The organism is Halopiger djelfimassiliensis (assembly GCF_000455365.1).
Lineage (GTDB): Archaea > Halobacteriota > Halobacteria > Halobacteriales > Natrialbaceae > Halopiger_B > Halopiger_B djelfimassiliensis.
In genome coordinates, this window is record NZ_HG315684.1 from 988,472 (window position 1) to 1,007,787 (window position 19,316).

At 68.0% G+C, this 19,316-nt stretch carries 16 protein-coding genes and 1 pseudogene; 9 read left to right on the forward strand and 8 right to left on the reverse strand.

All coding sequences use genetic code 11. The features are described from left to right. Position 1: 1 nt before the first annotated feature. Positions 2–1,477, reverse strand: coding sequence for a lipase maturation factor family protein (locus TX80_RS04915; protein WP_049921836.1), 1,476 nt, complete (start codon positions 1,475–1,477; stop codon positions 2–4). Positions 1,478–1,579: 102 nt separating this feature from the next. Next, the gene (locus TX80_RS04920) at positions 1,580–2,365 is read right to left on the reverse strand and encodes an HpcH/HpaI aldolase family protein (protein ID WP_049921837.1); all 786 of its coding nucleotides are present in this window, start codon (positions 2,363–2,365) and stop codon (positions 1,580–1,582) included. 105 nt (positions 2,366–2,470) lie between these two features. Between TX80_RS04920 and TX80_RS04925 the strand changes: the two genes are divergently transcribed. Further along, the gene (locus tag TX80_RS04925; protein WP_049921839.1) at positions 2,471–2,953 is read left to right on the forward strand and encodes a cupin domain-containing protein; all 483 of its coding nucleotides are present in this window, start codon (positions 2,471–2,473) and stop codon (positions 2,951–2,953) included. A 21-nt stretch (positions 2,954–2,974) separates the two neighbouring features. Here the strand turns inward: TX80_RS04925 and TX80_RS04930 are convergent, their stop codons facing one another. The 5 genes from TX80_RS04930 to TX80_RS04950 form a co-directional block, all read right to left on the reverse strand. After that, positions 2,975–5,524, reverse strand: coding sequence for a heavy metal translocating P-type ATPase (locus tag TX80_RS04930; protein WP_049922214.1), 2,550 nt, complete (start codon positions 5,522–5,524; stop codon positions 2,975–2,977). Between the two features lie 129 nt (positions 5,525–5,653). Continuing rightward, positions 5,654–6,949, reverse strand: coding sequence for a carboxylate--amine ligase (locus TX80_RS04935; RefSeq protein WP_049921841.1), 1,296 nt, complete (start codon positions 6,947–6,949; stop codon positions 5,654–5,656). A 39-nt stretch (positions 6,950–6,988) separates the two neighbouring features. Then, positions 6,989–8,281, reverse strand: coding sequence for a hypothetical protein (locus TX80_RS04940; protein WP_049921843.1), 1,293 nt, complete (start codon positions 8,279–8,281; stop codon positions 6,989–6,991). Positions 8,282–8,410: 129 nt separating this feature from the next. Continuing rightward, positions 8,411–8,704, reverse strand: coding sequence for a hypothetical protein (locus TX80_RS04945; RefSeq protein WP_049922215.1), 294 nt, complete (start codon positions 8,702–8,704; stop codon positions 8,411–8,413). Positions 8,705–8,825: 121 nt separating this feature from the next. Next, positions 8,826–10,406, reverse strand: coding sequence for a sulfatase (locus tag TX80_RS04950; protein ID WP_049921845.1), 1,581 nt, complete (start codon positions 10,404–10,406; stop codon positions 8,826–8,828). Positions 10,407–10,559: 153 nt separating this feature from the next. Between TX80_RS04950 and TX80_RS04955 the strand changes: the two genes are divergently transcribed. The 4 genes from TX80_RS04955 to TX80_RS04970 all read left to right on the forward strand — a co-directional run bounded on the left by TX80_RS04955 (position 10,560) and on the right by TX80_RS04970 (position 13,170). Further along, positions 10,560–11,516, forward strand: a complete 957-nt coding sequence (locus TX80_RS04955; protein WP_049921846.1) for a PfkB family carbohydrate kinase — start codon at positions 10,560–10,562, stop codon at positions 11,514–11,516. A gap of 69 nt (positions 11,517–11,585) precedes the next feature. Continuing rightward, on the forward strand, positions 11,586–11,927 hold the full coding sequence (locus TX80_RS04960; RefSeq protein WP_049921847.1) for a carboxymuconolactone decarboxylase family protein: 342 nt from the start codon (positions 11,586–11,588) through the stop codon (positions 11,925–11,927). A gap of 46 nt (positions 11,928–11,973) precedes the next feature. Beyond that, the gene (gene truA / locus TX80_RS04965) at positions 11,974–12,819 is read left to right on the forward strand and encodes a tRNA pseudouridine(38-40) synthase TruA (RefSeq protein ID WP_049921849.1); all 846 of its coding nucleotides are present in this window, start codon (positions 11,974–11,976) and stop codon (positions 12,817–12,819) included. A 108-nt stretch (positions 12,820–12,927) separates the two neighbouring features. Next, entirely contained in the window at positions 12,928–13,170 is a 243-nt protein-coding gene (locus TX80_RS04970; protein ID WP_049921851.1) for a hypothetical protein, read from the forward strand. A gap of 48 nt (positions 13,171–13,218) precedes the next feature. On the opposite strand, the gene TX80_RS04975 is transcribed toward TX80_RS04970, so the two are convergent. Beyond that, positions 13,219–14,607: a M28 family metallopeptidase gene (locus TX80_RS04975; RefSeq protein ID WP_049921852.1), complete on the reverse strand. Its 1,389-nt coding sequence runs from the start codon at positions 14,605–14,607 to the stop codon at positions 13,219–13,221. Between the two features lie 95 nt (positions 14,608–14,702). Between TX80_RS04975 and pepF the strand changes: the two genes are divergently transcribed. From pepF to TX80_RS04995, 4 genes and pseudogenes are all read left to right on the forward strand, one after another. Then, positions 14,703–16,496 carry an oligoendopeptidase F gene (gene pepF, locus TX80_RS04980; protein ID WP_049921853.1) on the forward strand — a complete coding sequence of 598 codons (1,794 nt, stop codon included), beginning with the start codon at positions 14,703–14,705 and terminating at the stop codon, positions 16,494–16,496. A gap of 106 nt (positions 16,497–16,602) precedes the next feature. Further along, the gene (pan2, locus tag TX80_RS04985) at positions 16,603–17,835 is read left to right on the forward strand and encodes a proteasome-activating nucleotidase Pan2 (protein ID WP_049921854.1); all 1,233 of its coding nucleotides are present in this window, start codon (positions 16,603–16,605) and stop codon (positions 17,833–17,835) included. A 381-nt stretch (positions 17,836–18,216) separates the two neighbouring features. Beyond that, positions 18,217–18,561, forward strand: a pseudogene (locus TX80_RS18505) (GNAT family N-acetyltransferase); the annotation flags it as partial. Between the two features lie 193 nt (positions 18,562–18,754). Then, a complete protein-coding gene (locus TX80_RS04995; protein WP_049921856.1) occupies positions 18,755–19,240 on the forward strand; it encodes a pyruvoyl-dependent arginine decarboxylase in 486 nt (161 codons plus the stop codon). Positions 19,241–19,316 lie beyond the last annotated feature (76 nt).

Below are 19,316 nucleotides of genomic sequence, written 5' to 3' on the forward strand. Positions count from 1 at the left end.
GTCACAGCCCCGGCCCGCGAACCCGAAGCTCCTCGATCGAGACAGGGCCGACGTACGTGCCGACGCGCTCGCGGTGCCACCAGTCCCCGCTCTCGGCCCGTTCCGCGGGCGTCGTGTATCGATAGCGATAGCGGATCGCACGGACGTACGTCGGTGCATCGGCCCCCTTCACGTTCGAATCGGCGAACGGGTCCTCGGCCAGCAACGCGAGGGTCCGGTCGTCGCCTTCCAGCAACTTCGTCAGCAACCGCAGGAACCACGGGTGGTACCGTGGGGTCGGCGTCATGGCGGCGAACCACAGCTGCCAGTCCAGCCGGAGGTGATACGGCGCGATCTGGGGCGGCCGTCGTCCGGGGTCGGTCGGCTTCCCTTTGAACCGGTATGGCTTCCACTCCGTTTCCGGGGTGATCTCGTCGGCCGTCGTTCCCTGGACGACGATCTCGTGGCGGTCCCGCGTCACCGAGCCGAACGCGCCGTACGTATTGACGAGATGGAGCGGATCGAAGGCGGTGTTCATCGTCTGGCTCTCCGAGAGCATGTTCTCGACCGGACGGATGCTCATGGCCAGAACGACGAGCGCGACCAGGATCGCCGCCCCCTCGAGATAGAGCGGCGTCGCCGCGGTCGCCGGCGTCGAGACGGGAACCACGGCGGTCACGATCCCGTCGTTGAACGTCGCGACCGCGAGGACGATCGTAAGCGCGTTCAGCCAGGCGAAGTTTCCGGTAAGCAACAGCCAGCCCTGAAAGCCGATCGTGGCGAGGCCGGCAAGCGCCGACAGGGGCTGTGGCGCGAAGTAGAGAAACGGGACCGCGAGTTCGAGGACGTGATTTCCGAACGTTTCGATCCGGTGAAACCGATCGGGGAGGTGGTGTGCGAACCAACTGAGCGGATTCGGGATCGGCTGGGTCTCGTAGTGGTCGTCCATGCAGGTCAGCTCCCGCCAGCACTCGTCCCCGCGGAGTTTGATGAGCCCCGCACCGAACATGTTGCGAAAGAGCACCCACTGGAGGAGCAACAGGACGACGACCGGCGGCGCGACGTCGCCCGCACCCAGAAAGATCGTCAGGAAGCCGGTTTCGAGCAGCATCGACTCCCAGCCGTAGCCGTAGAAGGTCTGACCGGCGTTGACGAACGAGAGGTACAGCCCCCACAGCGTCGCCCACAGAAGCATTGACGCGGGGGTCGCGTACGGACTAGGGAGCCAGTACGGGACCGCAAGCACTGCCAGTCCGGAGAGGCAGACGCCGGTCCAGGCCGCCAGCCCGATGACCCGATCGTCCGGATAGAAATAGAAGAGGCTCGGCCGCTCGCGGACGGACGCGCCGTCGGCGTACCACTCGATCGGTAACAGGCCGTCCTCGCCGGCGAGGGGGCGAAACTGGAACGCGGCGACGAGGAAGGCGAGCAGGTACAACAGCGCCAGCCCCCGCTGGAAGAGAAAGCGGACCAGCCAGAACCCCTCCCCGGGGAACATACGCGGCCGTAGCTCCGGGATCGGGAAAGGTGTGACGGGGAGAGTCGAACGGATCGAGACGGCCCACGAGGTATCTCGAGCGGCCCGCTTGCGAGGGCGGCGCTACCCGGAGAAGTCGTCGAGCCACGACTGCACCGTTCCCTGCAACGCGCCGGTCGTACTCCCGAGGTTCAGGATCTGGTACCCGGAGTCGGCCTTCTCGTTGACGTCGTCCATGCCGAAGCCGAGACCGCCGAGGGGAACGTCGGCCTCGAGCGCGCGCGTTCGGATCTCTTCGACCAGTTCTTCGACGTCGTCGTGGGTCGGCTCACCGGGGTGGCCCGTCGAGACGGCGAGGTCGAGCGGGCCGGCGAAGACGAACCCCAGATCGGGAACGTCGAGTATCTCATCGAGGTTCCCCACCGCGGTCGGGTTCTCGATCGTCACGCCGACGACGATCTCCTCGTCTTCGCTGGCCGCGTAGTCGTCGGTGGTTCCCCACCGACTCGCACGCGGGGCGGCGAACCCCCGCCGTCCCGCGTCGCCGTCGTATCGGAACCGCGATGCCCGTACCGCTTGTCGGACCTCCGCGGCCGTCTCGATCCGCGAAACGAAGAGGTTCCGGACGCCCGCGTCGAGGGCCTTGCGCACCATCCCGGGATCGGGTTCGGGCAGCCGAACGAGCAGTTCCGTTCCCGAAACGTCCGCGGCCCGAAGGAGGTCCGCCATCCGCTCGCCGTCCCACGGACTCGGGCCGGCGTGCTCGAGGTCGATCCAGACGAAATCGAGCCCGAGCTCGCCGTAGAACTCGACGAGGGTCGGGGAGTACGTACTCTCGAGGACCCCGAGTGCGACGTCGCCGTCCTCGAGCGTTCGTCGAAGCGCGTTCGATCGCGGTAACGTGGACATAGGCGACGGACACGAAGGACCGGCATAAACCTTCGCGGCGAACGCCCTCGCTGGCAACGGGTGCCGGTGGCTTACACTAACGTCCCCCCGTTCCGAAACCAACCCATGGAACGTATCTCGATCGACGACGTCGACCCCGAACCGTACGACGACGAACTCCACAGCGACCGGCGCGACCTCGGCGACGCCCTCGGAGCCGCCCACGTCGCGGTCGTCCGATACGCGCTCGGCCCGGGCGAACGTTTGAGCGGGGCGGTCCACGCCCACGCCGATCAGGAAGAACTGTTCGTCGTGCTCGAAGGAACGGCGACGTTCGAGACCGGCGACGGCGAGATCACCGTCGACGAGGACGAGGCGATCAGGTTCGCTCCCGGCGAGTTCCAGTCGGGATGGAACGACGCGAACGGCCGCCTCGTCGTGCTTGCACTCGGCGCACCCCGCGGGAGCGACGACGTCCGCGTCACGCGGATTCCGGTTCTGGACGACAGGACCGTCGCGTGTCCCGAGTGCGATCACGACCACATGCGGATCGCGGACGGGTCGGGGCTGGTCTGTCCCGACTGCGGGGCGACGACGACCGTCGAGTAACTGTGGGAGTCGTCGTTCCAGTTACTCGAGCAGCGACCGCGAGGAGTTGGCGACGATCGCGGTTCCGGTCGCAAGCAGCGCGGCGGCGGTAACGGCGGGATTTAACACCCCCAGAACGGCGAGTGGGAGCACGATCGCGTTGTAGGTGAACGCCAGCACGAGGTTTCGTGCGACGCGTTTCCGGGCGGCTTTCGAGAGCGCGAACGCCCGCTCGACCCCGGCGAGGTCGTCGTCGACGATGGCGAGGTCGGCCGCGTCGGAGGCAAGCGCCGTCCCGCTCCCGAGCGAAACCCCGAGATCCGCTTCGGCCAGCGCCGGGGCGTCGTTCGTCCCGTCTCCGGCCATCGCCACGTCGTGTTCGGCGCTCAGCCTGCGGATCGCCGCGGTCTTTCCGGCGGGCGAAACGCCGGCGAAGACGTGATCGACGCCGGGGTGGTCCGCGAACGCGTCCGTCGCCGGTTCGTCGTCGCCCGTAAGCACCACCACGTCGATCCCGCTCTCGTCGAGCGCCGCGATCGTCTCGTCCCAGCCGGCTCTGGGCTCGTCGCCGACGACGACCAGCCCCTCCGCGCGGCCGTCGCGGCCGACGACGACGGGGAGCCGTCCGGCCTCCCGCGCCGCCGCGCTTCGGCTCTCGAGGGCCGGCTCGATGGTCCAGTCACGCTGGGGAAAGAGATCGGGGTGGCCCGCGAGCACCCGATCGCCGTCGACGACGCCCTCGACGCCCGTTTCGTGCGTTTGAAACGCCTCGATCCGTGATTCGTCCGTCGACCGGGCCGGGTCGCCGTCGGGGCGTGGCTCGCGGTCGTCGTCGGACCCGGGCTGTCCGCTCCCGAAGGCATCCGCGATGGCCGCCGCCGCCGGATGCGACGCCCGGCGTTCGAGGTCCCCGACGGCGCGCAACAGGTCGTCGGGTGCGTCGGCTTCGAGGACGGTCATCTCGCCGGTCGTGAGCGTCCCCGTCTTGTCGAAGACGACGACGTCGACGTCGCGCAGGCGTTCGAAGACGGTTTCGTCGAAGACGACGATGCCGTGAGCCATTGCGTCCCGGATGCTCGAGGCGACGGAACAGGGGGTCGCCAGCCCGAGCGCCCACGGACTGGCGGCGATGACGGTCAGGCAGACGGCCATCGCGGCGGCCATCGGTCCCGCGCCCAGCGCGAGGGCACCGATCCCGACGACGGCGGCGAGACCGAGAACGACCGGGACCACGGCCGCGGCGAGGCGGTCGACCCGCCGCTGGACGCCGTGGGTCGCACTCTGGAGGTTCCAAACGTCCCGCGTGAGTCGGTCGATGCTGCTGGTCGTCCGCTCGCCGACGTCGACGACCGCCGCGTCGCTCGTCACGACCGAGCCACCGATGACCGCGTCGCCGGCGGTCTTGGAAACGGGCAGGGATTCGCCGGTGACGACCGCTTCGTCGACCGTACACTCGCCCTCCGCCAGCGTCCCGTCGACCGGAATCCGTTCGCCGGCACGAACGAGCACTCGGTCGCCCGACTCGAGGTCTTCGACCGGTACCTCCCGGGTCGTCCCGTCGCGGTCGTAGCGGCGCGCGGTGTCGACCTGCGAGATCGTCAACTCGGTGAGCTGGTTCATCGCGCGCCGTTTGGTGGTCGCTTCGTAGACGAAGGCGGCCATTACGGTCGCGGCGACGAGGATCGTCAGGTCGTAGTAGACGTCGATCCGGCCGGCGAAAAACGCGAGCGTACCGTAACAGTAGGCCCCGACTATCGTCAGCGCCGCGAGCAGGTGCGTACTCGGCTGCCGGAGTTTCAGGCTCACGTACGCGCCACGCAAGAGCGGGCGGCCGGTCAGATAGAGGACGGCACCCGTCATCGCGAAGAAGACCGGCAGAAAGAGGATGCCGTCGAACCCGGAGAAGGCGTCCTCGTACAGCCCCAACACCCCCCAGTCGACGATCGAGGCGAGATACACCGGGTAGAGGAGAGCGGCGTACGGCACCAGCAGGAACGATCCGAAGACGATCCCGACGATGTACCGCATCTCGAACATATCCTCCGTTCGGCGCTTGCGCAGCCCCTGCATCTCGCGTGAGCGCCGGGTGCCGCCGGTGGATTCGGCGTCGTCCCCGACGGCCGCATCCTCGCGGAGGTACGCCGTGTAGCCGGTCGTACTCAGCGCGTCCTCGAGCGCGGACGCCGAAACCCGGTCAGGGTCGTGATCGACGCGGACGGTCTCCGTGACGTAGCTCGCCGCGGCGTCGACGACGCCCGCCGTGGACTCCGCGACGGTTTCCAGATAGGATTCACACAGCGCCGAGTGCATGCCGTCGATCCGGAGGAACGTGCGGACGGCATCGTCCGGCGGTCCGTCCGTCCCTTCCCGTGTCCGGTCCGGGCTGTGGGCGACGGCGTCGTGTTCGTCGACTCCGTCCGACGGCGCGTCGAGGGTGTGTGCGATATCGCGACAGCCGGCCGAACAGAACGGGCCGTCGGCTGCCGCCTCCGTCGCTTCGGAGCCGTCCGATCTGCCCGGCGCGACGGGCGTGCCGGACAGTCGGCTGCCACACAACTGACAGCGGTCGTCCGCCGATCGACAGTCGCTCACCACACGTGTGCTGGGACCGTCGAGGCAAATAACGGTACGTATGTCGCCGCTGTGTCCGCTGTCCGTTCGAGGGGCGGTCGGCCGCAGTGGGTCGCCCGTTCAGCGCCCGTTTCGCCGACCGGATGGCGGTTAGTCGCGGATTTCCCCGATCGTATTCACCAGATCCCGGACGAACGGAAGCGGATCGTCCCGACTGAGGTAGTCGAACCGCGGCTGGTCGACGAGCGATCGGACCACGTCCGCCAGCGCGTCCGTAACGTCCGGTTTCTCGACCAGCGGCACGTCGTCGACGAGAACCGAGTGGAGGTACAGGAGTTCGCCCCGCAACAGATGGCCGCCGATGTCAGACCGGTAGTCGTGATCGATCCGCGATCGCTGTCCGGACGCCAGCAGCCAGTAGTAGTAGGGGAAATCAGCCCCCGTCTGTACCGTAAACGGTAACGACGACCAGAACCGGGGGTTGACCTCCATGAGTTTGAACTCGCCCGTCGACTCGTCGCGCAGGAACTCGACCATTGCGAGCCCGTGCCAGTCCAGGTGATCGAGCAACGCCCGCCCCGCGTTCTCGAGTGCCGGAATCCGGGTCGATTCGCGGTACGCGCTCGGACCGCCGGCGTAACTCCAGCCGCGACGCTGGCGGTGCTGAAACGTCGCCACCGGCTCCCCGCGGTCGTAGAGGGCGAAGAACCCGTACTCGTCGGTCGTGGGGATGTACTGTTGGACGACCGGAACGTGGTGCATCTCCGACCGCAGCCGCTCGGTGAGGTCGGTCGTCGTCGACACCGTCCCGCCGTCGGATTCGGCGCTGGGGGCGGCCCCGGTCCCGGAACCGACGGCCGGCGCGGACGCGAGGGCGGATTCGAACTCCAGATACCGCGTCGAGGGCGGAGCGACACACGTCTCCGGTGTGTACCGGTCGAGATACGCATCCCCGAGGATCGAATACCGCGGTTTGACGATCCACTCCCGATCCGCGTCGGGCAGCGCCGTAAACAGCGTCGTCTCCGGCACGGAAACGCCCGCGGACTCCGCGGCTTCGAAGAGCCGCACGCGGTCCTGAACGCGAGCGAGCGTGTCGAACTGTGGCCAGGGTGTCGCCACGTGCTCGCGAAACTCGTCTCTGTACCTCGAGAGGACGTAGACGTCCGGTTCGCGGACGGGAACGATCGTACACACGTCGGGCCGCATCGCAAGCGACCGCAGCGCCTCCTTGTACGCCACCAGGTCGTCGTGTGGCGAGGGCACGAGCACCGATTCGTCGCAGTACCGCGATCGGAACGCCGGCGTCGTTTCCTCGCTCGAGACGACGATCGTCCGGATCCCCCGTCGGCCGAGCGATCGGAGACACGCGACGGTACTCGGCGCGTTGATGCCTGGAACGACGACTGTTCGGTTCCCGGTTCCGTTCCAGGGAGTCGTTTCCATACCGGCCGTTCCGGCTACCGGAGAAATGTAATGACGTGACTAGCCGTCGCGGTCGGCCGAGTATCGGGTCCGTTCGACGACGCAACCGTCGTCCCCGACCGCGACCGCCCGATCCTCGCCGCTCGAGACGGCGTGCAACGATCCGGGGGCGTCGGTCCCGAAGCGCTCCCACTCGAGCGCGCGCTCGTCCCGTTCGTGGATCGAGCCGTCGGCCGTACACACTATCGTCCGGTCCCCGTGTCGCGTGATCCCGGTCACCGACGCATCGGTGACCCGATCCGGCGTCCACGTGGTGTCCTCGTAGCGGTAGACGACGCCGTCGTCGGTGCTTACGCGACAGTCCGTTCGCCCGCCCGTCGTGAGGTCGGACAGCGTTCCGTCGGCACCGACCGGCCCGACGGACGCGAACGTCTCACCCCCGTCCGTCGTCTCGAAGACGGCGTCGCTCGTGTCACAGCAGTAGCCGACCGACTGATCGGCCATCGAAACCGCACACAGGCTCGAGCCGCTTCCCGGGGTGGTGGGACCGGTCCACGCGAGGTCGCCGTCGCGGTAGCGCCCGCGGAGGACCGCCCCGGAGCCGTTGATCAGCAGGATCGTCTCCTCGGTTGCCGGGCCGCCGACGGCGACGCCGAGCCAGTTGTCAGTGATCCCCGACGGTGCGGTGTAATCGGTGTGGTGTCCGGTATCGGCGTCGATGCGCCCGACTGTACCGCTGTTGCCCGCGACCCAGACGGCGGTGCCGTCGGCGGTCGCGTCGGCACCGAAGAGATCGTTCCCCCCGGCGGCCGGCCCGTCCGCCAGCAGGACCGTACTCGTCCCGTGATCGTCGGCGAGGACGATGCCGCCGGTCCCGACCGCGTAGGCGCGACCCGGTTCGGCGACGGTGACGTCGTGCAACGCCGCGCTCGTCGGGGTGTCGATCGAGCGCCAGTACGCACCGTCGTGGCCCTCGAGCGGGCTGTTGCTATCGCCGGTTCGGTTATCGCCGTCTGGGGCGGCCGGTTCGGCCGTGCTACCGTTTGGAGGTGGCCGCTCGAGCGACGCATCGGGACGTTCCGACGCGTTTGCACCGGTTCCCGACCCCGTATCAGCGCCGTTCGATGTCGGCGGTCGGGACTCGCGTTCGCGGTCCCCGCCCCGCCGAAGATAGAGGACGACGGGCGGGACGACGTACGACGCGAGCGCGAGGACGACGAACCAGCGGTGGACGATCGTCAGCGTGCCGAACGCGGTCAGGCCGGCCGTGGCGACGGCGTGAATCCACGTCTTCGTGTACCGGCGAAAGAAGGGGACGAACCCGTCGGCGGCCGGGGGATCGTGGGTGGCCATCCTGAACTCGGGACGAGCCAGCGCCGAGCGCGGTGTCGTCCGAACGATCCCGACGCCGGCTGCTCGAGCGACGGTACCCGATCGACGGGCAAAAGCGTACTGCAGGCAACGGCGGCGAAACGGGCGGCGTCAGCGGTACGATCGACGTTGCATGCCGACGGTGACGGTGAGGACGCCGTTGTGACAGACGGCCTCGCGCTCGTCGGTAAACCCGCGCCAGCGCGGCGGCGCGGTGACGGTTCGATCGAAGACGGTGCCGTCGCGATCGATCCGGATCCGAAGGCGGTTCGAACCGATCGAGACGGTGATATCGGCTGCGTCAGCGGGGGCGGCATCGACGACGACCGTCAGGCGTCCGGCGACGCGATCGACCTCGACTCGCGTCGGGAGCGACCGCGTTTCGGGGGGCGTGGTGGAGGACACGACCACGCGTTTTCACGCCGGGCGGAAACGCGTCCGCGTGAACAGGTGGACGCTTGATAGGCACGCGACCCCCGGCGGCCGGCGAACCCGGTCTCCGGTTCCAGCCGCCGAAGGACGCGGGTCAGAGGTAGCCGAGATCCGCGAGTCGCTCCTTCGTTCCCTCGCGCATCGCGACGTCGGCTTCGCCGGTCGAGCCGACGTCCTCGAGCGGCTCGAACCGAGCCTCCAGCCGGGTTCGAAGCGACCGCACCGCCGCCGGTTCCGCGTCGGCGATGTCGGTTCGTTCGAACGGATCGGAGCCGACGTCGTGTAACCGTTCGAACCCGTCGTCGCCGCGGACGTACTTGTACTCGGCCGTCCGGACCGCCCGGAGCCGCCGGTCGAACGCCCGGACCCGCTTCGGCACGCTCCCGAACCGGGCCTCGAGCCGGTCGATCGACGGCTGCGGGGCGACGTACTCGGCGAAGACCGCGTCCCGAGGATCCGACGCCGAATCCGGGTGCAGCGACCGGCTCGAGCCCTGCTCGAGCAGTTCGGGATCGTCGATGCCGGCCGTCTCGAGCACCGTTGCGGGAAGATCGAGTAACTGGACGAGGTCGGTTCGTCGACCGCCACCGGTGAACGGTCCGCCGTGGGCGACCAGCGGAACGTTGATCAGCGTATCGTAGAGGTTGTACTGGTGGCCGAAAAAGCCGTGTTCGCCGATGTGCTCGCCGTGATCCCCACAGACGACGAACAGGGTGTCCTCCCACTCGCCGGCGGCCTCGAGTGACCGTCGGAGCGTTGCGAGTTTGTCGTCGACGTAGGCGAGTGCGGCCCGGTAGAGACCGTTGAGCAGGACAAACTCCCGGTCGGAGAGATCGTACGCCCCGCAGTCGTAGGCCCGTGGGTCCTGTCGAATCGCGGTCGCCTCCTCGTAGGTCGCATCCGCCGGCAGGAACCGCTCGGCGTACTCCCGGGGCGGATCGTACTCGACGTGTGGTTCGATGAAGTTACAGAACAGGAACAACGGGCGGTCGTCCGTGCGGCGCTCGAGCCAGGTCCCGATCCAGTCGACCGACCGGGCGGCCCCGTCGTCGCCGGCCGGCTGGAGGAGTTCGCTGTAGAGAACGTTGGCGGCGTTGACCAGCGGGTTGCCGTCGAAAAGACGGTTTCGCGTCGCCTGCAGTTTCTCACGGAGGTCCTCCCCGCGGACGACCGCACCCATGTCCGCGTCCGATTGGATGTACTGCCAGCCTTTCCGGAGGGTGTCGAAGCCGCGGTCGAACCCGAACTCCTCGGTGATCCAGGTGTTGTTCGAGACGCCGACCGTCCGGTAGCCGGCGTCGGCGAACGCTTCGGGGAGCGTTCGGAGCTGGTCGTCGAGGTACGTGTGATCGCCGTGGGTGCCGTGCTCGGACGGGAACAGGCCGGTAAACAGCGACGCGTGTGAAGGCAACGTCCACGGCGCGGTCGCGAAGGCGTTCTCGAACGTGGTGCCCTCGCCAGCCAGCCGGCACAACGTGGGGGTCGTTTGCGGACCGTCGCCCTCGTGACCGCTCGCGTCTCGCGCGGCCCCGGTCGGACCGGCAGCGGCGGAATCGGCGGCGACCGCACTCGGAACCGCACCGACGCTTTTCGATCGTGCCGTATCGAGAATCACGAGCACGACGTTCCGCACAGTAGTGTGTGACTCCGTGTCACTCTCGTTTACATCGGCCATACTGCACACACCTCCACCGCTCATGCCGAAGGTCGCCCGCCCGGAGTATGCAGGTCGGTCGGCGGTCGACGTCACATCGGGGCGCGTTCGAGCTGCGGCGTCGACCGACAAACGGGCAGTGTATATACGTGGATACGCGACTCCGAAACATCGATGAGCGAGGTCGTGAGCCTGGGGAGCAGTAACGTCGACCGAATCCAGTATCTGCCCGCCGAGCGGATCCGCGAACTCGAGAACCGCCACGGCTGGTTCCCGGCAGCCGGCGAAACCGTTCGCATCGACGGCGTGACCGACGGGACCGTACTCGAGGGCCGGTCGTACCGGAACGTCGTCGGCGGGAAAGGGGCAAACCAGGCGGTCGCGGCGGCTCGCGCTTCCGCCGAAACGTCGCTTCTCGGGTGCGTCGGCGCTGACGAAGCCGAGTACGGGGTCCTCGAGACGCTTTCCGAGCGCGGCGTCGACGTCGACCGCGTGGCGATCACCGACCGCGAAACCGGCAAGGCGTACGTCTTCGTCGACGACGACGGCGAATCGTGGATCGCCATCGTCGGCGGAGCCAACGACGCGGTCGACGAAGCGTACCTCGACCGGCAGTACGACCGCATCAGGACGGCCGACGTGCTCTTGCTCCAAAACGAGATTCCGCGAGCCACGATGGACCGCCTGCTCGGGCGACTCGAGCGCGAGGCGATCCGACCGACGGTCGTTTTCAACCCGGCACCGGTCGGCGGGGCCGCGCCGCTGCTGGATCGGTCCGCGATCGATTTCGTCGTCGTCAACGAAACCGAGTACCGGGCGCTCGAGGACCGCCTCGCGGCCGTCGACGGAACTGTCGTCCGGACGCGGGGCGGCGACGACGTCATCGTTACGGGTTCGGTGACACACCGCGCCACGCCGCCGACCGTCGATCCGGTGGATACCACGGGCGCGGGGGATGCCTTCTGTGGCTACTTCGGGGCCGCGCTCGCGGACGGCGCTGCCGTCGAGCACGCGGTCGACGTCGCCACCGTCGCGGCCTCGATCGCGACCGAACGGGAGGGGGCACAAAGCGCGATTCCGCCCGCCGAGAGGGTTTTCGGAGTGCTCGAGGGCGGGGCGTCCTCCTTCTGAGTGGCCGGCTAGCTCGCAGTCGTCGACCCCGGCACAACGAGTAACTGCTTCGACGGTGACGGGACGCCCATGGGTGACGATGTCGACGACCCCACGACCGAACTGCCGTCGACCGCCGGCGAGTTCGCGGCCGAATACCCGGACGTCTGGGACCGGTACGCCGATCTGGGCGCATCCTGTTCGGCCGCGGGACCGATCGACGACGAGACGAAACGGCTCGTCAAACTCGGGCTGTCCGTCGCCGCCCAGTCGGAAGGAGCCGTCCACTCCCACGTCCGGCGCGGTCTCGAGGAGGGCGTCGATCCGGACGCGCTGAAACAGGTCGCCGTCCTCTCGATCCCGACGGTCGGGTTTCCCCAGGCGATGGCCGCGTTAAGCTGGATCGAGGACCTGACCGAGGAGTCGGCCTGACGGCCATTCGACGCCCCTAACACGCTGGCTCGAGTGCGTCGAACCGATGGCTCCGCGCGCGTTTCGTCTCGCCTACGACGGAAGCGACTACTACGGCTTCCAGCGCCAGCCCGACGTGGCCACCGTCGAGGACGCCCTGTTCGACGCCCTGCGCGCACTCGGGGTGCTCGAACCCGACGCCGACAAGCCCGACGCCTACGCCGCGGCCGGCCGGACCGACGCGGGCGTCTCGGCGCTCGCCCAGACCGTCGCGCTCGAGGCCCCCGACTGGCTCACGCCGCGGGCGCTGAACGCCGAACTCCCCGCGGACGTCCGGGCGTGGGCGGCCGCCGACGCGCCCGCTGGCTTTCACGCGACTCACGACGCGACCCGCCGGGAGTACACGTACCACCTGTACGCGCCGCTCGAGGCGGGCCGTTCGGAACCCGCGAGCGATCGGCCCGTCGACGACGACCGGTTCGCGGCCGCCTGCGAAGCCCTTTCCGGGACACACGACTTCCACAACCTCACCCCCGACGACCACAACACCGAACGCTCGCCGACCGTGGCGGCGACCCGCGACGGCGACTACCTCGTGGTCACCGTCTCGGCGGGCGGCTTCGCCCGCGAACTCGTTCGGCGGCTGGTCTCGCTCGCCCGCGCGGTCGGGACCGGCGACGCCCCGCTCGAGAAAATCGACCGGGCGCTCGCCCCGACTCCGCTCCCGGGACACGAAGGGATCGCGCCCGCGCCGCCGGAGCCGCTCGTTCTGACCGACGTCAGCTATCCCGACCTCGCGTTCGCAGTCGACGCGCAAGCGGCTGCAAGCACACGGGAGATCTTCGAGACGCGGCGCGTCCAGCGACGGACCGGTGCTCGAGTGGCCGGACAGGTGGCCGACGGCGTCCGCTGACTCGAGCGCAATCGAGCGCGTCGGCATCGCGCTCGTGCCGGCGACGGTGACGCCGACCGCTCGAGCCGTGGACGAGCGCTTTTTATGCGGGAAGACGGATGACAGCGCATGGAACTGTCGCCGGAAGAGTACGGTGCCTACTGGCGCGCGTCGATCTACATCGCGGCCGGCGTACTGATCGTCGTTCTGGGGTATCGCTTCGTCGTGTCACTGCTGTTTTCCTATCCGAATATCGGCGCGACCGCGTTCGGCGCGTTCCTGTTCGCTGCGCTCGTGTTCATCGGCACGTTCGCGGCGATGCTCGGCGTCGCGCGGGTCGTCCGAACCGCCGTCGACGCCGAGATGCGATAAGCCGGACGAACCCGGAGCCGCCGCCCGGCGGTTGACGTCCCCTCGCCGTCACCGATCCCACTCGAGGGGCCAGATCTCCGCCGCGTGCATCCCCGGCTCGTACTCCTGTTCCCGCAACCGCTCGCGCAGGTCCCGCTCGTCGATCCGCGGGACCGTCGCTTTCGTCAGTTCGCGAACCAGCAGCGCCGTCAATATCGCGTGTTCCCGGAGGTTCCGGGGATCGACCTTGTCCCGCGTGTCGGCCGCCGTGTGTCCCCAGCCACGGCCCCGCTCGCCGCCCTCGGACGGCTCGCTGTGGAGTTGCAGCGTCGGCACACCGGCACGCAGGAACGGCCAGTGATCGCTGAACGGGTGCGGGTCCTCGTCGTGGACGACCGGCTGTCCGGCGTCGCTCGCTACCTCGTCGGCCAGTCCCTCGAGCGCCGCCGATCCGTGTGATAACGCCTGCAGGTTCCGAAACCGTCCGGCACCATCGACGTTGACGACGGCACGGATCGACTCGAGAGGCAACGTCTCGGCTACGGCTTCGGCACCGAGCAGGCCGATCTCCTCGCAGCCGACGCCCGCGATCCTGACGCGACAGTCGAGGTCGTCCTCGATCGCCGCGAGGATCGCGGTCGCACCGGCGACGGTCGCGATGCCACAGCCGTTGTCGAGCGCCCCCTCGGTGACGTCGTGGGCGTCGTAATGGGCGAGGAGGAGCACCTCGTCGTCGGCCGCCTCGTGGCCGAGCGTCCCGTGAACGTTCTGGCTCGTCCCTGCTTGGGTGCTCGCGTCGACACGAACTCGGGCTCGAGCCCCGCGGTCGGCGTACTCAGTGAGCCAGTCGTGGGTCTCGGCGCTGACGCCGACGCCCGGAACGGCGGCCTCGCCGTCGAACCGCAACGCACCGGTCGGGGGCAACTGGCCGGCGACGTGGTTGCCGAAGATGAACGCCTTCGCACCCGCGGCGACCGCGTGCCCGTATGTCTCCATCCGGTGGACGAACCGCTGGCCCGGCGGCGTGGTCGTGCTCGCGACGGCGATTCCCCCCTGAAGGTCGGCGTCTTCGATCTCGTCGGGCGTGCCGTAGCCGACGTCGACCAGCGGCCCCTCGACGTCGCCGGCCGGCGAGTACGGCAGGGCGAGCGCCTCGAACGATCGATCGACGCCCGTCGGCTCGTCGTCCGCCGAGAACGGTTCCGTCCCGACCACGGCGAACTCCGTCGTTCCGCGTTGCCAGTACTGCATCGGAAACTCCGCGAGACGGACCTCGCCGAGTCCTGCATCGGCCAGCGTCTCGCGGACGATCTCGGCGGCCCGCCGTTCCGCCGGCGATCCCCCCATCCGGTGTGGGAGCGCGGTCAATCGCGTCAGCAGGTTCCACGGTCGCTCGTCGGTCCACGCGCGACCGAGCGCGCGCTCGAGGTCGGCCGGCTCGGATCGGCTGTCAGCCATACGTCCCCATCCATCCCGATCGACAAAAGCGCCGGTACGGTCGCGATCGACTGTGGTTCGATACCCTTTACCACCTTCGATCCAAAATCGCGCCCATGAGTTCCGTTCCCGAACGGTCCGAGGTCGACGAGGAGTACACCTGGGACCTCGAGAGCATTTACGCGAGCGACGACGACTGGGAAGCCGCCTACGAGGGCGTCGCCCAGCGCGTCGAAGAACTCGCGGCCTACGAGGGGCAGGTCACCGACGACGCGGCCACCCTCCTCGACGTACTCGAGCTTCGCGACGCGGTCATGCGCGAGGTCTCGACGGTCGCGGCCTACGCCAGAATGCGCCGTGACGAGGATACGACCGACCAACACTATCAGGCGCTGACCGCCCGCGCCCAGTCGCTGGCGGCCGACGCCCAATCCGCGGCCTCCTTTATCGACCCCGAGATTCAGGAGTTGACCCGCGAGGAGTTCGAGGCGATGGTCGAGACGGAGCCCGATCTCGAGACCTACGACCACTACGTCGACGACGTACTCCGGATGAAACCCCACACGCGCTCGGCGGAGGTCGAGGAACTGCTCGCCGACCTGAGTGAGGTGACCGGGGCGACGGGAGAGGTGTACAACATGCTCTCGAACGCGGACATGGCGTTTCCGACCGTCGAGGGCCCCGACGGTGACTCCGTCGAGATCACCCAGAGCAACTTCACGAACCTGCTCAAACGTCCCGACCGGGAGTTCCGTCGCCGCGTGTACGAAGGGTATTTCGACGAGTGGGAGTCGATGCGAAATACGGTCGCAACCGCCTACAAAAACAGCGTCAAGGCCGACGTCAAGACGGCCCAGGCGCGTCACTACGACACCGCTCGGGAAGCCGCTCTCGACGGGCCGAACGTTCCCGTCGAGGTCTACGACACGCTCGTCGAGAGCGTTCACGACAACCTCGAGAAGCTCCACCGCCACGCCGAACTCAAACGCGAGGCCCTCGACGTCGACGACCTCCGGATGTGGGACCTCTACATGCCACTGACCGGCGACGAAGGCCCCGACATCGAGTACGAGCGGGCGACCGACTACGTCGTCGACTCGCTCGCACCGCTCGGCGAGGAGTACCAGTCCCGCGTGGCCGAGGGGCTGGACTCGCGCTGGGTCGACGTCTACGAAAACGAAGGCAAACAGTCGGGCGCGTACTCCGGGGGCACCTACGACACCCAGCCGTTTATCCTGATGAACTATCAGGACGACATCTCCTCGATGTACACCCTCGCCCACGAACTGGGCCACTCGATGCATTCGGAGCTTACCACGGAAGAACAGCCCTACGTCTACTCGAACTACGAGATTTTCGTGGCCGAAGTCGCCAGCACGGTCAACGAGGCGCTGTTGACCCGGCACCTGCTGGAGACGGTCGACGACCCCGAGTTCCGCAAGCACGTCCTGAACGAGTTCCTCGAGCGGGTCCGATCGACGCTGTACCGCCAGACGCTGTTCGCGGAGTTCGAACACGAGACCCACCGCCTCGAGGAAGCGGGCGAGCCGCTCACGGCGGACCGATTCGACGAGATCTACCGCGGACTCAAGGACGAGTACTACGACCCGGCCGTCGTCGACGACCGGATCGCCCGCGAGTGGATGCGCATCCCGCACTTCTATCGGGCCTTCTACGTCTACCAGTACGCGACCGGCATCTCCGCCGCGCTCGCGATCACCGACCGGATCTTCGAACGGGGACAAGCGGCAGCCGACGACTACCTCGAGTTCCTGCGTCGTGGCTCCCGCGAGTATCCGCTCGAACTCCTCCGGACGGCCGGCGTCGACATGAGTACGTCGGAGCCGATCGACCGCGCGCTCGCGATGTACGGCGACCGCCTCGACGAAATGGAAACGTTGCTGGAGTGAGAACACGGGCCGTGTCGGCATCTGCAGACGGGATCGCCGCCGGACGGAAATCCGTCCGCGACCCAAAGGCACATTTATCGTGGGGGACTTATCCGTGCACAGCAAGATGTCTCGAAGCCCGTCTCTCCCCGAACGACCTCACCGCGATATCGATCCCGATCTCCCCGACGACGAGCGGCTCGAGGCGCTCCGCGGGCACTACGAGGACCTCGTAGCGGTCAACGAACAGCTCTCCGAACAGCTCGACGAGGCCGGCGAGCGTCGCCAGCAACTCCGCGACAAGGTCGACCGCGTCGAACGCGAAAACGAGACGCTCAAGGGTTCGTCGCTGTACATCGCGACCATCGAGGACGTGATGGACGACGGCGAGGTCGTCGTCAAACAACACGGCAACAATCAGGAGGTGCTGACCGACGTCTCGCCGCGGATCGCCGACCGCGTCGACGCCGGCGACCGCGTCGCCGTCAACGATTCCTTTGCGATCCAGACGGTGTTAGACGCCGAAACCGACGCCCGCGCCCAGTCGATGGAGATCACCGAGAAGCCGGAGGTCGGCTACGAGGACATCGGCGGCATCGACGAGCAGGTCCGCGAAGTCCGCGAGGCCGTCGAACAGCCCCTCGCCCAGCCGGAACTCTTCGACGAGGTCGGGATCGAACCCCCAAGCGGCGTCCTGCTGTACGGGCCGCCGGGGACGGGCAAGACGATGCTGGCGAAGGCCGTCGCCACCCAGACCGACGCCACCTTCATCAAGATGGCCGGCTCGGAACTGGTCCGCAAGTTCATCGGCGAGGGCTCGCGGCTCGTTCGCGACCTCTTCGAGATGGCCCGCGAGCGCGAACCCGCAATCATCTTCATCGACGAGATCGACGCCATCGCCACCACCCGCTCGGAGTCCAAAACGTCGGGCGACGCCGAGGTCCAGCGGACGATGATGCAACTCTTGAGCGAGATGGACGGCTTCGAGGCCCGCGGCGAGATCCGCATCATCGCCGCCACCAACCGCTTCGACATGCTCGATCGCGCCATCCTCCGGCCCGGCCGGTTCGATCGACTGATCGAGGTACCCGAACCCGACCGCGAGGGCCGCGAGCAGATCCTCGAGATCCACACCCGCGAGATGAACGTCGCCGACGAGGTCGACTTCGGGTCCCTCGCCGACGAAACCGAGGGCTACTCCGGAGCCGACATCGAAAGTCTGGCCACCGAGGCCGGCATGTTCGCCATCCGTAACGACCGCGACGAGGTCCGCCACGCGGACTTCACCGACGCCCTCGAGAAGATCGAAAACGACGACTCGAGCGACGTCGTCTCCTCTGCGGGTTACTTCTACCAATAACAACCGAAATTTTATTCTGCGGTCTGTCGCGCTTGCGCCAGCGTTGCTGCCACAAGCGCGACGGCCCTCGATAAAATTTCGATCAAAAGCACTCCTCCCTCCGTTCTCTCGCTCCCTTCGGTCGGTCGTTCACATCGGTCGTCGGCCCGCTCGTTCGCGCCGGTGGCGCTCACTCACGGCTGCACCGTTCGCATATCCGAGGCGGCTTCGCCGCCTCGCTTCCCTCGCGGTGAGCGTCGGGGTGCCGCCTGCCCTTCCCCGGTTCGCGGAGCCGTCAGCGCTTCCGGCTCCGCTCACGGCCCGCGACAGTCCTGTCATGCTGTTTGTTTTTACTTGCACATCCGTCAGGCCACGGATTCCGACGCCGAACCGCTCGCGCGGGTGTCCCGGAGCGCGTATCAGGAGAACTGCCGGCTCGGATTCCCCGCGAAGGCGGCGTCCGTTCACGAGTCGACGGTCGGAGAATGGATCCGACAGCATCGGGTCTACATCGCCGACGTTTCGGACGAGATCGGCGGCGGCGTCCGACTCGAGGAAACGGACCCCGACCGCGTGAAGTGCAGCCGGCTCGGCGTCCACGAGGACTGGAAGGGCGAGGGGATCGGCAGTCGATTGCTCGAGCACGCCGAGGAGACGGCTCGAGCCGACGGCTGTGCGACGATGTGGCTGACGACGCCCGAGACCCATCCGTACTTGCCCGACCTGTATCGCCGTCGCGGATACGCACGGACCGGTCCGTATCCGCTGGACTACCGCGAGTACGACGAAATCGCACTCGAAAAGGGCCTTCGAGAGGCAGGCTCGGCTCGGGAGCACCAGTTCGACCGACTTCGGCCCCGAAAGTGGGGTTCGGTTCCGAGACCGGGAAGCGTCAGCATCGGATCGCAAGCCCTTACGCCGCCGACCCCCGACATCGAGTATGAGCACGATTCGAGTCGTCTGGGGGGCCGCGTCGGCTCCAACGGCGATGGCCTCCTACGACGCCGCGCTCGCAAACGCGGGCGTCGAGAACTACAACCTCGTCTCGGTGTCGTCCGTGATCCCCGCCGGCGTCGACGTCGAGGCCGTCGGCACCGCCCCCGACCTCGGTCCCGCCGGCGAACGCCTGACCGTCGTCGAGGGACGAGCGACCACCGCCGGCCCCGGGCGCGTCAGCGCCGCGCTCGCGTGGTCCCAGTCCGTCGAGGACGGTCCGGGACTGTTCTACGAAACCGCAGGCGAGATGGACCGCGAGGACGTCGAACGGCGCGTCCGCGAGGGACTGGCGGCGGGTCAGGAGCTTCGGGACTGGGAGTTCGGCGACCCACACGTCGCCGTCGAAAGCGCGCAAGCCGAGTCCGGAACGTATACGACGGCGCTCGTGCTCGCGGTGTACGGCGAGAGCGAACCGATCATCTCGGCCTAGGCGGGGCTACTCGCTTCGTCTCCGACTCGAGACGACGGCGGCGGGACGGGGCCGGAAGCCACGATGTCGGCGTGAC